A 14,690-nucleotide genomic window follows, 5' to 3' on the forward strand; every position below is an offset into this window, starting at 1 on the left:
GGCCATGGAGCCTTCTTCAAATTGAGTGAATTGGTTTTCGATTACAAACAGTTTGCCTCAATTTGATTTTGTGCCATTTGCTGCAGGCTAAAAATGAGTGGATCTCGCTCGTCCACTTCGCGAGCTAACTCATTTTCTTAACGCCTCCATCAACTGTCCCAAAACCGAATGCTCCAAAGGCCTTCAAAAGGATTTCTTTTAAGTATTTGGTTCTCCTAATGATACGTGCAAAATCCCGGATAGTCAGAAAATTCAATCTGATAATTCACTGAATTTCTTTGAAGCTATTAAAATTAATTCATGGACACCTTCTTGATATTTTTTTACTGGCATATTTGCAGATATTCATCAGATTCGATCCGCCCTGGCATCAAATTTTATTGAAAAACGTCTCTAATTGATCTTTCATCGGTCACTTTTCAGGAGTTTCATCCAAAAATTCTGAAAAAATGAAAATATGACGTATTTTTGGAGCCAAATTTGAATAAAACTATGAAGAAAAAGTGGAAAGTAGCCTTTATTACCATCATATTGGCTTCTTTGGCAGGGTTATTTTGGAAGTCTGCCGAACCGATCGCTGAAAACTTCGGCACGACAGACCAGTTGGTATTTGCAGACATTGCCTGGCTTTTGACAGCCTCATGCTTGGTCCTCTTAATGACGCCTGGCTTATCACTATTCTACGGAGGAATGGTAGGCAAGAAAAACCTTATTTCCACCATGCTCCAAAGCTTTATCTCCCTTGGTGTGGTGACCATGGTCTGGACTGTAGTCGGATTTAGCCTAGCCTTTGGAGACCCCATCGGTATTACCATCGACGGAAACCTTTACGGACTGATCGGCAATCCCTTCCAGTACATGTTTTTTGATCAGGTGGGCCAATTACCCCATGCCGCCATTGCCAGCAGCATTCCTTTTGTATTATTTGCCTTATTCCAAATGAAGTTTGCTGTCATCACCCCGGCCATCATCACAGGCTCTTTCGCAGAAAGGGTGCGGTTCATTGGCTACGTGTTTTTTATAGGGATCTTTGTTGTATTGGTATATGCCCCGCTTTGTCATATGGTATGGCACCCAGACGGCCTGATCGGCGCCTATTTTGGCGTATTGGATTTTGCAGGGGGAACCGTAGTCCATATCAGCGCCGGCCTGGCTTCCCTAGCAGGAGCACTGTTTATTGGCAAGCGAAAAAACCAACATCACGCCCCTTCCAATATTACCTATATCATGCTGGGAACAGGCATGCTTTGGTTTGGCTGGTTTGGCTTTAATGCTGGCTCCTCTCTGGCGGCAAATGGCACTGCTGCAATTGCTTTTGCCACAACCACCATCAGTTCCGCTACCGCCATGATGACTTGGGTGTTTTTCGACCGCATGCAGGGAAGAAAAATCTCTGCTATGGGAGCCTGTATCGGAGCAGTTGTTGGCTTGGTGGTCATTACCCCGGCAGCGGGATACATTACGATCCCTCAGAGCATGTTCTTCGGATTTATAGGTGCCATCGTCTCTAATTTGGCCCTTTCGATCAAATCCCTCAAAAGCATGGACGACACCTTGGATGTCTTTGCCTGCCACGGTGTAGGCGGTATTATGGGCATGATCCTCACGGCCATTTTTGCCAGCCCAGAAGGCTCCAGTTTAATGCACGGAGGATGGGCAGTTTTCGGTTCCCATATGGTCGTGCTGCTCGGCGTTTCGGTATTCTCCTTTGTAATGGCCTATGCGATTTTCTTTGTCCTCAACAAGTTTGTCACCTTAAGGGTAAGAGACGAATACGAAGAAATCGGCCTGGACATTTCCCAGCATGGGGAATCAGCATAATCCCCAAAAAACGACATTAGAAAAGGCGGCCTATTCATATGGGCGGCCTTTTTTATTGGAATCGTGATAGGCATGTTACCGATCCCATTGAGCCTTATCTTACTTGTTATCGACTTTCACTTACGCCCCTTACTCTTTGGCCTAAACAATAGGGATAAAACAAAAATACTGACAAACACCACCCCCACCATCAAAATACTGAGCCTCACTCCCCCAAAAGTACTTATCAGGCCCAAAACGGGAGGGATGACCGCCCCGCCCACAATGGCCATCACCAGTAAGCCTGAAATTTCATTTGACCTCCGGCGCATTTTGCCGATGGCCAGGGAAAATAAAAGGGGAAACAGGTTGGCGGCGCCAAAACCAATCATGGCAATCGCGGTGTAAGCCCACAATACCCGCATAGACCAATAGAGTACTGCGATACCCAGAACAGAAAAAACGCAGGAGGCAATCAGAAAGCCAAAAGGCTTAAGAAAACGCAATAACACAGCCCCGGAAAACCTGCCGATCATCTGGGCGGTGAAATAAACACTGATCCCGTATGAGGCATTTTCCAGGCTGACATGGTGCAGGCGCATCAGGAAAGCCTGAATATTGGCGTACATCCCTACATCCGCCCCCACAACTAAAAATATGGCCAAGACAACTTTGATGACAAAGGCGTTCTTCATCAATGAAAAACAGGAACGAAAGGAGGCCGTTTTTTTTGCCTTTATCTTTTCCTCGATCGGGGTGTTCCTAAGCCATGCCAAGGACACCACAGATATCAAGGCATAAATCCAAAAAGCAAGTTTCCAGTCCCCATATTGTACGGCCATAAAGGTAACCATTAGCGGCCCAAACAGTGCCGTCACTGATTTCATAAACTGGGAAAGACTCAAAAAACTGGGCAAACGCCTTCTTGCACTCACCTCTTGCAACAATGGATTAGCGGCCACCTGAATAATGGTGTTGCCTATCCCCAGGAGCACAAAAGCCGCGATCACCGACCAGTAGGTGTATTCCATTAAAGGAAGAATCGCCGTTGCCAGAAAAGTCAGGCTCACCCCGGCGATCATCATCTGCTTCTTGCCCACCTTATCCTGTAACACACCAAAAGGCACTGATAGAGCAAAAAACCAGACAAAAACCATGGTAGGAAGAAACTGGGCAAGGGTATCCGTTAGGCCAAAATCCTTTTGAACATATCCTGTTGACACCCCCACTATATCCACAAAGCCCATCACAATAAAAGTAGAAAATACCGGCAGAATCTTGCTGATGGGCCTTGATGGCATAACTGCTTACTTTAAAAATCCAAAATCGGCAATTTGAACAGCCTAAAGTTCCCTCTTGATATCAATATCGTAGGAGAAATAGTTGGTATGGTAATAAACCAGGTTGTACTCCACAGGCCTGTCTCCTCGGTCACATACCATGCGCTCCCTTTTAAGAACAGGTATACTTTCCTCCATGTCCAAAAGCTGGGCAACCTTTTCACCCGGCATCACTGCTTTTAGCTTTTCTTTGGATACCGTGACCACGACATGATGATCATTCTCCAGCAGTTCATATAGCGGCTGATTAAAGTTTTCCTTTCCTGTAATTCCTACCCTCGGGTGAAAATAAGAAACCGAATAAAGGTACTTGGCGTCCTTGGCCCCTCTGACCTTCTGCAGTCGCCAAACTTCCCGCCCCTGTTCTATGGACAGTGCCTTGCAGACAGCAACATCAGCCGGCACACAATCCACGGCCACCATGTAATCCACCACATCGATTCCCTTGTTCCGCATTTCCTTGGTAAAGGAAATCCAGTTGTCAAGACGGGTGGAGATCTTTTGCTGGATCACTTTGGTCCCTACCCCTTTTTTCCTTTCCACAATGCCCTCATGGACCAGCTTATTGATTGCTTGCCTGATGGTATTTCTCGATACCCCCAAACTCTTGGACAAAGCCGTCTCCTTGGGCAAAAATTGTTCTCCGGTAAGATATTCTTCCTTCTGTACTAACTCCCTGAGATATTTCTCTATCTGAGCATGAAAAGGAACAGGACTACTATGATCCAGCTTAAAATCCATATAAAACGTATTTTCCACAATTTAACTAAAAGCTAAGATAATCATTAAACTTGGATAGCGAGTTGATAACTATCGAAAAGCTGTTTTTTTACTTTTCAGCCTTTGCCCAAGCCCTCAACTGGTTGATGGCAATGTACAACACGCCCGCAGATCCACGGAATGTACCCGAGCCTTCGGGTTGGTTGTCCACCGTATACCATTCGTAAAACCCTTCATTTTTCACCACTCTATCGACCATGGGCTGGATCTGTTCATTGGCCTCCTCTACAAAGCCGTATTTGACCAACTGCTGTATCATCCTTCCTCCAAACCAAGTCCAGTCCCCTCCGTTTTGATAGCTGTATTCCGGGTTCATGATCTTATTCTCAAAATAACCCTCCGGATACGGAGGATATACCGTAAGCCCTATAGACGGAGCACCGGCCTCTTTTACCCTTCTGACCATTTCATCCAAGGATAACTTGACCTCTTCCCTTGAAAGCAAACCAGCTTCTATCGCAATGGCCGTTCCGCCAAAATAGTAAATTTGGTTTTCGTCAAAATCTTCTGGAAATGGGGATCCCTCCAAATAAATATGGGGGATAAACTTTTTCTGGGCCTCATCCCAAAGGTACTTCCTGCTATTTTCAGCAATCTGATCACGGATCGGCTGCCATTTGGTTTTACCGGAAGGCAACATCTCCATCAAATTGTCCAAAGCAATTACCAACATGGCATTGTCATAGATATCTATAGCCCGATGGGTGTTTTCATCCAAATCCACTCCCCAACCATGCTCTGGCTGCACGTCTCCCCAGTCTGCAGTCGTGGCTCCCCAGATCAAACCGTACTCATCGGCATACCGGTGCTGTAGCAGGAAATCCATCGCCCACTCCAGTCGCTCCGCCACTGTTTTGTCTCCTACCTGTTCCTCAAGAATAGATTGGTCCCCCGTCACCTGAATGTACTTATACACTGTCTGCACCAATGAAGTCTCCTGATCTGTTTCCACCGTGTTTTTGTGACCCGCGTACCGGGGCTCTAGCTCAGAATAGCTAAAATCGGTCTCTCCCTCCCCGATGGATTCCGCTGGAGTAAAGCCGTCTATGATGTTCCCATCATCTCCCTGCATCCTAAAAAAGACCAATAAATTTTCCTTAAGCTCTTCTTGAGGATAAACTTCCGCTGCCAGTTCTATAAAGGTATTGTAATCACGGATCCAGACCTCTCTGTAACCGTCACCCGCATTGAAACCGGTTTTGGCAACCTCCAATGCTTTATCTATAACATATTGAAATTGTTTATTGGTCAGTATTGCATTGGCCAGTTCCTGATCTTCAGTATGCGCTTCTTCTGATGTGGGCGCTCCGCAGGCTACTGCCAATAAAATGATCCAGATAAGAAATCTACTTTTCATAACTTTATTGAGGGTTTATTGATTGTGCATTGAGGGAGGAGGATTTTGCGTACCCCAGTTCTTGTTTGGAGCGGCCCCCAGTGTAAATACCAAATGCCCCCCTTCCATCAACTTGTTTCTTTCTATCCAACTGTCTTTTATTTCCTCCCCATTCCAAGTCAGGGATTGGATATATACATTCCCGGGATCTTGGCTGACGGTTTCGATGACCAGCTCTTTGCCCGTATAATAATTCTCATCCAACTTGATCCTAATTCGTTCAAACAAAGGACTTGAAAATTGGAAGGTGGGGTTTTCGGCCGCATGCCCCTGCACATCAAAAAGCCCCATGGAAGCCATCACAAACCATGAACCCAATTGGCCTTGGTCTTCATCCTGACCTACCCCATAGCCGTGAAGCGGGGTGGTACCGTAAAAACCGTTTAAGATTTCCCTCACCCATTTTTGGGTCATCCAAGGCTTGCCAGAATAGTTAAACAGCCAGGCATTGTGCAATGATGGCTGGTTGCCGTGGTTGTAGCCTTTTTCTATGCCTGAAAAACTGTCAATATCTTCACTGGCTCCTCCAAACTGGCCTTCCCCGGCTTCTTCAAACATCTTCTCCAGCCTCTCATCAAACCTTTCCTGACCCATCAACCGGATAAGACCTGCTGGATCATGGGGGACATACCAGGTATATTGGAAGGCATTGCCTTCCTGAAATCCATCCCATCCCTTCATAGGATCAAAATCGGCTATGAATTCCCCGTTTTCCAGTTTGGGGCGGATAAATCCGGTCGATGCATCGAAGAGGTTTTCGTAGTATCCTGCCTGATCCATCAGCTTGCGGTAATTGGCCGTATCTCCAAGTGCTTTGGACATCTGGGCCACGGCGTAAGAGCTATAGCTGTACTCAAGCGTATGGGAGCCCCCAAAATTAAACACCCAGCCATTGGAGATCACTGTATCCTTATAGGGCACATAATGATCCTTGATAAAATAACTGAGGTCATACTTTCCATTGCCCAAATCCCTTCCATGGTATTCCATTTCATTTTTGAGCGCCGCCTCATACCCTGTTTTCACATCAAAATCCCGAATTCCAGCATGATAGGCGGAAGCCAATAATAAGCCCTGGAAGTTGGTCTGTACCCCATTGGTATATACCCCATTGGCTTCCCCGTCATGCAACCAGCCGCGGTCCTTATAAAAGTCCACATTGGACTGGACATATTCACTGAAATAATCCGGATAGGCAAGCGCCCAAAGCTGGCTCAGGTTCCAAAAACCGCCCCACATGCCGTCTGTATTGTAGTGGTGGTACTTGGGCACCCCATTTTCATCAAGAGGAATTTGACCGATTTTGTTGTCCACCTGCGGATACTGGCCATTCACATCGCTAGAAATCCCCCTGCCCAACAGCATATGATACAGACCGGTGTAAAACTTGACACGATCTTCTTCTTTTCCTCCTTCCACCTGGATGACATTCAACTTTTTGTTCCAAGCTTCTTTGGCATCGGCAAGCACCTGCTCAAACGGTTTTCCCTTTGACTCCGTTTCGAGGTTCAACCGCGCATTTTCAGTCGAGGTATAGCTAAGTCCCGTCCGAACTTCAAGCACTTCTCCCTCTTCCATTTCAAAGGAAAGATAAAGGCCATTGTTAACCCCTTTTGTGCTTTTCTCTTCCGGTGCTAGCGCTGCATCTACGAAGGAACCGACCTTCGATGGCTCCTTGCTGACCTGCGCCACGAAGTACATCCTGATGTACTTTCCTGGGTCGCAAAATTTGGCATATTCCGAATAGGTTTCTATATACCCTTCGATTTCCTTTTCATTCACCCATCTTGCTTCTGTCTGGATCACATCGCCGCTTTCTCCCTGCCGATGTCCCAAATCCATGATCAGGTTTGCCTCCTTGGTTTCTGGAAAAGTGTATCGCTGATAACCTACCCTCTCTGTGGCCGTAAGCTCGGTTTTCACCCCGTAATCCTTGAGAAAAACACGGTAATACCCAGGCTCTGCCTCTTCCTCACTTTTATCAAATCTTGAGCGGTAACCACTCTCAGGTGACTCCAAAGTTCCCGGTACAGTCTGCAATTCCCCCACAGTGGGCATATAAACCAGTCCTCCTATCTGGAATTCATGAAAATGCCCAAAGCCTTCAATCGATCCGTGGCGATCATCATAACCTGTGGGGCCCCAGCCTCCGGCACTGTTATAGGCGTTGGTATGAGGGGCAAGTTTTGCCATCCCAAAGGGCATTGCTGCAGGGGTATAAAAAAACCACCTCCCGTGAACCGACCCTATTTGGGGATCAACATAATCGATGAGCTTTGGTGCTTCTTTCTGTTCAACCTCCCTAGGCGCTTGACAGGACAGAAGAAAGACAAAGCAAATCGCTGATAAAACGGATATTGTGTGTACTTTTCTTAACATAGACTCAGGCTTATTAGTATTTCGTGCTGTCTTCACATTGACTTATGTCCCAAAGATAAAAAAGAAAAACAATATTATGTTTAAACATAGGGTCATTTCCTACAAAGGACAACCATGATATTTAGCATTTGACGGCGCAAGCTATTCCATAAATTTTAGTTTTTAAGAACACAAACGCTTATATTTTGTGTTCATTTTAGAGCTTATGATCCATCAACAGCTGGAGCTTTTAATTAAAGAACTTAAGGCGAAAAAAATTATTGCCAAAAATTTCATTGACCTCGAAGCCTATGACCGATTCATCAACGGCTTTGAACACATGGTCACCCTGCATGATATCGCCAACTACCGCCCCACCCATATCAATGATGTCTGCAAGGACTTCTACGGTTTTAAAAACAATTTCCTGAAGGGAATGGATTATATCTACTATATCAAAACCATTCATCCTTCTTACTACCCCACCCTCTTCAGATCTCTTACTTTCTTCAATGACAACCAAGAGGAATTCCTTGACCTGACCTATAAGCTAAAAGCTGCTGACGGCTCTTGGCACATCTTTGTGGGCACCACCAAAACAGTCAGCAGAACACCCGATGGCAAGCCAATGCAAGCCCTTTCCCTCTTGCTCCCAGAAAGTACCATTGCCCCAACCAACAACTCGACCTTGCTATTAATGGAACGGCTCACAAAAAGAGAGACAGAAGTATTGTTAAAATTAGCGGAAGGGAAAAAGGTAAGGCTCATCGCTCAGGATCTCTTCATAGCAGAAGAGACGGTAAAAAAACACAAGAAAAATATCTTCAAAAAACTCAACTGTAACAAAACCAGCGAACTGGTAAAACTGGTCTTTGAAAACGGAATAAAGTTTTAATACCGGCCACTGAATAAACATTATGGCCGGTATTATCATCATTTTCTCCGTTACAACTCAGGCTTCAGCCTTTCCAAAACCTCCTTGGCTTCATGCCAAGCCAGCCTTGGACCAAATTGACTCACTATACGTGAAGAAGCCAAACTGGCCAGTTTTCCACTGGAAGCATAGCTATGTCCATTGGTAATCCCATAAAGGAAGGCCCCGGCAAACATATCCCCTGCCCCGTTGCTATCCACTGCATCCGTGGCATAAGGTTCTATATCAATAAAGGTATCTCCATCAAAAATCATGGCACCGTTTTTCCCCTGGGTGATCACAAAATGCTTGGCCACTTTTTTAAGCTCCTCCCTGGCCTCGCCAAGATCTTCCTTTCCGGTGTAGAGCCTTGCCTCTTCCTCATTACAGAAAAGCATGTCCACGCTGGCACCTATCACCTCGACAAACCCTTCTCTGAAGTACTTCACCATGGCCGGGTCAGAAAAAGTCAAGGCCACCTTGGTCCCTGAACGCTCTGCCAACTTTTTTGCACGCTTCATCGCCTCCTTACCATTGGGTGAGGTAATCAGGTAACCTTCAATATACAGATAGTCGGCATCATTGATGATGGCTTCATTGATGTCAGCAGCAGAGAAGTCTTGGGTTATCCCCAGAAAAGTATTCATGGTCCGCTCAGCATCATCGGTGACCATCACCAGGCATTTTCCTGTAATCCCTTCTTCCAGCTGTTGCACATTAAGATTATGGTCTACCCCGGAAGCCTTGAGGTCTTCCACAAAAAACTTCCCCAAAGGGTCATTGGCGACGCGGCAATTGTAATAAGCACTTCCTCCAAACTGGCTTACGGCAATCACGGAGTTAGCGGCAGATCCCCCACACTGCTTTTTAGCCTCAACGGCATCGATCACCTGCATCAATTCATTCTGGCGCTCTTCATCCACCAAGGTCATCAACCCCTTCTCTATGCCATTTTCGGCTAGAAATTGGTCGGTAACTTTAAATTCCATATCCACCAAGGCATTGCCCATGCCCACTACGTCATATTTTTTCTTCATAGCTATTCAATGGACCGATCCGGCCCTCCTTATTTATTCGAAAATTTTATGTCTTTCAAAAGGTTTTTCCCTGTCAAAGAGGTAACGATAAGTATGATGAGTCTTATAAATGATCGCATTGAGCTGTTCACATACCCGCATCATCTTAGGGCTGAAATCCCCAATCCAGTTCATCTCAATGGTCTCATAAGGAAAGGATTTCTGGTTGGACATTTCATTGTATTTCTTCACCATGGCACTTTCCACTCCCTTGCCCTGGTGCTCCGGCACCACTCCAAATACCAAGCCGAGCATCTTTTCTGGGGGGTTGAACAGTTTATGGTATAAAAATTTCATTTTGCCAATCCAGTCTAACTTCCCGTTTACATATTTGAAAATCTGATTCAATTCCGGAATCGAAATAAAGAAGCTGACAGGCTCCCCTTTGAAAAACCCAAAATAGATCAATTTCTCATCCACCACCGGCTTGAGCTTTTTGAGCATGACCTGAGCTTCCTTGATGGACATGCTTTTGCCCATATGCCTTGCCCAGGCCTTATTATACACCGTTGTGAAATATTCTGGAAACTTTTCTGAAAGCTCCTTCCCCTTGAGGTACCGGTAATCATAATCGGGATCATCGATGGTGATTGCTGCCCTTTTGTGAAATTTCGGATCGAAATCCACTCCTTTCACCTGCCGCATATAGGTGTATTGCTTGAAATAGATCTTAAAGCCGTAATCCTCAAAAAACTTTTGGTAATAAGGAAAATTCCACGGCATGTTATAATTGGCTGGAGAAAAACCGTCCACCAGCAATCCCCACCATTTGTCTCTCTCACCAAAATTTACCGGACCATCCATTGCCTCCATTCCCTTCTCCTTCAGCCAGGCCTTGGCGGTATCAAACAGCAAAAAGGCTGCCTTCTGATCATCCACACATTCAAAAAAGCCCATTCCGCCCGTAGGCTGCTTATCCTTCCACTTCGGGTTGGTAAAAGCGGCAATCCTGCCAATGGTGTGGCCATGGTCATCTTTAAGAAGCCATCGCTTTGCTTCTGCACCTCTTCTGAAAAGCTTGTTCACCTTGGGATCAAATAAGCCATTGATATCCGCATCCAAAGGCCTGATCCAATTTTTCTCCTGTTTGTACAGGTGCACGGCCATCTCCAAAAACTCCCGCGAATCCGCGGAACTGGTCACCTCCAGTAATTTCATTTTCCCCGTTTTTTTGAAAGGCTAAAAATAGGGAGTTTTAGGGGGAATATAAAAGATGCCCGATGGATAAGCGCATCCTGTAAGTTATTTCTTAAACAACAACTCCTGGTAATACTTAAAACGCACAAAGCCCCAGGACTTCAAAAACTCTTTCTTACTCACCAACCCTTTGGCTTTGAGTCTGCGGTAGTCTATAAAAGGCCGATAAACCACAAAATAAGAAAAAAACAGCGCGGCAAAGTTCATCCTGCCGATATAATCAAATATAAAGAGCTGCATCACGATCATGATGGGCAAAATAGTGGCTAGATGATAGGCTATGAGTTTTTTCATTTCCCCTGAGATTGGTAAAAACTACTTTTCACGCACCACACTCCTCATAGGAACGGAAGCACATTGCGGGATTATTTTACTAGCTCCCCCTCGGCAACAGCACCTGCATTATTGTAATTTATAAAAATATCTCAAAAAAACACTAACAAACCCTATAAAAACACAAAAAGGCCAGCCCGAAAGCCAGCCTTTTTTACCAGTTTTATCTACTTTTCCTTTTAATCGACCACTTCTCCATAAAGGTCAAACTCTGTCGCTTCTTTCACTTTCACCTCCACAAAGTCCCCTATCCTGCAGTAATGCTTCGAAGCATCAATCAACACCTCATTATCCACTTCTACAGAATCGAACTCTGTCCTTCCCACAAAGTATCCGTTTTCCTTTTTGTCTACCAAGACCTTAAAGGTTTTGCCGATTTTCTCCTGGTTGAGGTCAAAAGAAACCTGCTCCTGAACCTCCATAAGGTGGTTGGCCCTGGCCTGCTTTTCTTCTTCAGGGAGATTATCCTCCATGGAATAGGCATGGGTATCCTCTTCATGCGAATAGGTAAACACACCTAAACGCTCAAATTTCATTCTCTCCACGAAATCCACCATCTCCTGAAACTCTTTTTCCCCTTCTCCAGGATGGCCGGCGATCAAGGTGGTTCTTATGGCAATGCCGGGTATTTTTTCCCGTATGCGATGGATAAGCTCTTCCTGCTTTTCCCTGCTGGTGCCCCGTCTCATGATTTTCAGCACTTCACTGGAACCGTGTTGAAGAGGAATATCCAGATAGTTACAGATATTGGGATGGGCTGCCATCACGTCAATCACATCCATTGGGAACCCTGTTGGATAGGCATAATGCAGTCTCACCCAATCTATTCCGTTCACATCGGCCAAGGCTTCCATCAGCTGGGCAAGCCTTCTCTCCTTATACAGGTCCAAACCGTAATAAGTGGAATCTTGGGCAATCAACAGCAGCTCTCTGGTTCCATTGGCAGCCTTATGCTCGGCTTCTCTAACCAGTTCCTCTATAGGCTTGGAAACATGCCCTCCACGCATCAAAGGAATCGCGCAAAAAGAGCATGGCCGGTCACAGCCCTCAGAGATCTTCATGTAGGCATAATGGGAAGGATGCGTCAACAATCTCTCCCCGACCAGTTCGTGTTTATAATCGGCTTTGAACTTCTTAAGGAGAGCCGGCAAATCACGGGTACCGAAGAAGGCATCCACTTGGGGGATTTCTTTTTCAAGATCGTCCTTATAACGCTGGGAAAGACAGCCCGTCACATAAACCTTTTCTACCAAGCCTCTTTCTTTGGCATCCACATACTGTAAAATCGTATCAATAGACTCCTGCTTGGCATTATCTATAAAACCACAGGTATTGATAATCACAATATTATTATCCTCTTGCTGGGATTCATGGGATACCTCCACACCATTCCCCTTCAACTGCGTCAACATCACCTCTGAATCCACCAAATTTTTGGAGCATCCCATCGTGATGATGTTTACCTTATCCTTTTTTAATGTTCTCGCCTTCAAATCTTTTCTTTATTTGCTGCATGCAAAAGTACGAAAAGTTAGGCAAGAGTAAAGAACAATCATTCAAGAACCTCATCCCCACTCTTTTCTCTACTTCACGCTGTCTAGACTTGCCTTCTGGCTTCATAGGCCAATAGTCAGAAAACTTTCTTATCCGTATATCTGTAACCACCTCTGACTAAATATTTTCTTTCAAGCCTCCTTCTATAGGGACTGGGCTAAAAATAGTCATGCCATGACCTTGGGTCATGGCATGACTGCATAATTTACTTACCTAATGGGAATGGAAGCATAAAAATCACACTTCCCAACCTGGTCTATATTCTCTGCCCACATACTGATTGGCAGCCTCAAGGTTGGTGATCAACATCTTATCCCCATCCCACAGCAGTTTCTTTCTGCCATAGAATTCCATTTGTCCTCGGGAATTCTCCCTTCTCAACATATAACTTCGGATAGCCAAATTACCCATCAATACGGTCTCGGTCATTGGCCCGGCATAGTCAAAAGAAGAGGTCAGCCCCTTATGTTCATTACTGCCAAAACCTGCCTTACAGGCGTCCACCCATTTGCGTTGGTGACCATACTCAGGTTCAGGGAAGTCCTCTGTTTCCGGACCAAACTCAGTGGTCCCGTCATTGAGGTAAAGTTTCGGCATTAGCGGAGAACTATCGTTGATATTGGTGGAAATGATTCCTTTTTCACCGATGATCAGCACGCCGTTGGCACTATCCTGGCCTCCGATGTCATGATCGGCTGGAATGATGTCTGGATGTGCAGGACGTATGCCTCCATCCATCCAGGTCATCTCAATGGGAGACTTGCTCTTATCCGTCGCATCGAAATGCAAGGTAATGAAGGAAGATGCCGGACAGCCTTCGGGATGATAATCCGGCGTCCACATCTGACTGTACACCGCCCCAACGCTGCATTCTGCATCCTTAGGGTAATGCAGGCCTAAAGTTCTGAAAGGAATGTCCACCAAATGGCACCCTACATCTCCTAGAGCTCCAGTTCCATAATCCCACCAGCCTCTCCAGTTGAACGGATGCAAATTAGGCGTGTAAGGGATCTTTTTGGCAGGACCTAACCATAGATCCCAGGCAAGATCGTCAGGCTTCTGACCGGAAGCGGGTTTTGGGAAGGCATTCCCCTGAGGCCATACCGGCCGATTTGTCCAGATCTGTACTTTGGAGATCTTTCCGAGCTTTCCGGAATCGATCCATTTCTGCACCATCCCCAGCAAGGGATTGGATCCCCCTTGGTTACCCATCTGGGTCACGATTTTCTTGTCTCTGGCCATTTGTGTAAGCATCCGGGCCTCGCGGATATTATGGGTCATCGGCTTTTGGACATACACATGCACCCCTCTTTCCATGGCATAAGCCGCCGCAGGACCGTGTACGTGGTCCGGAGTGGAAATCGTCACCGCATCGATGTCCTTCTCTTTTTCAAGCATTTCCCTGTAATCAGCATACAACTTGGCATTAGGGAAGTTTTTAACTGACTGGGAAGCCGAACCTGAAAAATCCACATCACACAAGGCCACTACCCTCTCCCTACCGTTCACAGAGGCGTGTTTGATATCACTTGCCCCTTTACCTCCTGCTCCAATAGCCGCCAGATTCAACTGATCACTTGGGGCAGTATAACCTACTCCGCCCAAAACATGTCGTGGAACGATAAGTACAGAGGAGGCTAATGCTGCATTTTTAATAAAATTTCTTCGTGAATTGTCACTTGTCTTTTTGGGCTCTTTCATAGGCTATTATTACATAGGTTTTGTTTAATCGAATTAGCAGCCTCAATATAGACATTTTATTCCTTATTCATGAAAAATCCATATAATGTTTCCATAAAAGAAAGACTCCCAGCCCTCCCTCCTGTTCATAACGCCAGGACCTTCTCCTCGGGCCATCTTTCCTAAACTACCAAAACATAAAAAGCTAAAATTTGGGCATACAGGGAATAAAAACAACTGAAAATCACGAGGACAGCTTCATG

The 14,690-nt window shown here is 45.6% G+C and carries 11 protein-coding genes; 2 read left to right on the forward strand and 9 right to left on the reverse strand.

The window, feature by feature from the left end:
* Nucleotides 1-492 precede the first annotated feature (492 nt).
* Nucleotides 493-1,821, forward strand: coding sequence for an ammonium transporter (locus ACYVAA_RS00005; RefSeq protein WP_460537932.1), 1,329 nt, complete (start codon nucleotides 493-495; stop codon nucleotides 1,819-1,821).
* A 116-nt stretch (nucleotides 1,822-1,937) separates the two neighbouring features.
* On the opposite strand, the gene ACYVAA_RS00010 is transcribed toward ACYVAA_RS00005, so the two are convergent.
* The 4 genes from ACYVAA_RS00010 to ACYVAA_RS00025 form a co-directional block, all read right to left on the reverse strand.
* Complete coding sequence (locus ACYVAA_RS00010; RefSeq protein WP_460537933.1) at nucleotides 1,938-3,101, reverse strand: MFS transporter; 1,164 nt, start codon at nucleotides 3,099-3,101, stop codon at nucleotides 1,938-1,940.
* A gap of 42 nt (nucleotides 3,102-3,143) precedes the next feature.
* Nucleotides 3,144-3,881: a GntR family transcriptional regulator gene (locus tag ACYVAA_RS00015; protein WP_460537934.1), complete on the reverse strand. Its 738-nt coding sequence runs from the start codon at nucleotides 3,879-3,881 to the stop codon at nucleotides 3,144-3,146.
* Between the two features lie 88 nt (nucleotides 3,882-3,969).
* Nucleotides 3,970-5,277 (reverse strand): glucosidase family protein, encoded by a 1,308-nt coding sequence (locus ACYVAA_RS00020; protein ID WP_460537935.1) that lies wholly within the window; start codon nucleotides 5,275-5,277, stop codon nucleotides 3,970-3,972.
* Nucleotides 5,278-5,292: 15 nt separating this feature from the next.
* Nucleotides 5,293-7,695: a GH92 family glycosyl hydrolase gene (locus ACYVAA_RS00025; protein ID WP_460537936.1), complete on the reverse strand. Its 2,403-nt coding sequence runs from the start codon at nucleotides 7,693-7,695 to the stop codon at nucleotides 5,293-5,295.
* A 187-nt stretch (nucleotides 7,696-7,882) separates the two neighbouring features.
* On the opposite strand from ACYVAA_RS00025, the gene ACYVAA_RS00030 reads away from it, so the two are divergent.
* Nucleotides 7,883-8,569 (forward strand): LuxR C-terminal-related transcriptional regulator, encoded by a 687-nt coding sequence (locus ACYVAA_RS00030; RefSeq protein WP_460537937.1) that lies wholly within the window; start codon nucleotides 7,883-7,885, stop codon nucleotides 8,567-8,569.
* A gap of 50 nt (nucleotides 8,570-8,619) precedes the next feature.
* On the opposite strand, the gene ACYVAA_RS00035 is transcribed toward ACYVAA_RS00030, so the two are convergent.
* From ACYVAA_RS00035 to ACYVAA_RS00055, 5 genes are all read right to left on the reverse strand, one after another.
* Nucleotides 8,620-9,624: an adenosine kinase gene (locus tag ACYVAA_RS00035; RefSeq protein WP_460537938.1), complete on the reverse strand. Its 1,005-nt coding sequence runs from the start codon at nucleotides 9,622-9,624 to the stop codon at nucleotides 8,620-8,622.
* Between the two features lie 33 nt (nucleotides 9,625-9,657).
* Nucleotides 9,658-10,821, reverse strand: a complete 1,164-nt coding sequence (locus tag ACYVAA_RS00040; RefSeq protein ID WP_460537939.1) for a hypothetical protein — start codon at nucleotides 10,819-10,821, stop codon at nucleotides 9,658-9,660.
* 84 nt (nucleotides 10,822-10,905) lie between these two features.
* The gene (locus ACYVAA_RS00045; RefSeq protein WP_460537940.1) at nucleotides 10,906-11,154 is read right to left on the reverse strand and encodes a hypothetical protein; all 249 of its coding nucleotides are present in this window, start codon (nucleotides 11,152-11,154) and stop codon (nucleotides 10,906-10,908) included.
* A gap of 218 nt (nucleotides 11,155-11,372) precedes the next feature.
* Nucleotides 11,373-12,686, reverse strand: coding sequence for a MiaB/RimO family radical SAM methylthiotransferase (gene rimO / locus ACYVAA_RS00050; RefSeq protein ID WP_460537941.1), 1,314 nt, complete (start codon nucleotides 12,684-12,686; stop codon nucleotides 11,373-11,375).
* Between the two features lie 298 nt (nucleotides 12,687-12,984).
* Nucleotides 12,985-14,448, reverse strand: coding sequence for a Gfo/Idh/MocA family protein (locus ACYVAA_RS00055; protein WP_460537942.1), 1,464 nt, complete (start codon nucleotides 14,446-14,448; stop codon nucleotides 12,985-12,987).
* Nucleotides 14,449-14,690: the final 242 nt, after the last annotated feature.

This window comes from Echinicola sediminis (assembly GCF_054777495.1).

Excerpts from the sequence above, each read along its gene's own strand:
- ACYVAA_RS00025 (WP_460537936.1), bottom strand. The coding sequence starts at position 7,695 with ATGTTAAGAAAAGTACACACAATATCCGTTTTATCAGCGATTTGCTTT.
- ACYVAA_RS00055 (WP_460537942.1), bottom strand. The coding sequence starts at position 14,448 with ATGAAAGAGCCCAAAAAGACAAGTGACAATTCACGAAGAAATTTTATT.
- ACYVAA_RS00020 (WP_460537935.1), bottom strand. The coding sequence starts at position 5,277 with ATGAAAAGTAGATTTCTTATCTGGATCATTTTATTGGCAGTAGCCTGC.
- ACYVAA_RS00015 (WP_460537934.1), bottom strand. The coding sequence starts at position 3,881 with ATGGATTTTAAGCTGGATCATAGTAGTCCTGTTCCTTTTCATGCTCAG.
- ACYVAA_RS00045 (WP_460537940.1), bottom strand. The coding sequence starts at position 11,154 with ATGAAAAAACTCATAGCCTATCATCTAGCCACTATTTTGCCCATCATG.
- ACYVAA_RS00005 (WP_460537932.1), top strand. The coding sequence starts at position 493 with ATGAAGAAAAAGTGGAAAGTAGCCTTTATTACCATCATATTGGCTTCT.
- ACYVAA_RS00035 (WP_460537938.1), bottom strand. The coding sequence starts at position 9,624 with ATGAAGAAAAAATATGACGTAGTGGGCATGGGCAATGCCTTGGTGGAT.
- ACYVAA_RS00040 (WP_460537939.1), bottom strand. The coding sequence starts at position 10,821 with ATGAAATTACTGGAGGTGACCAGTTCCGCGGATTCGCGGGAGTTTTTG.
- ACYVAA_RS00010 (WP_460537933.1), bottom strand. The coding sequence starts at position 3,101 with ATGCCATCAAGGCCCATCAGCAAGATTCTGCCGGTATTTTCTACTTTT.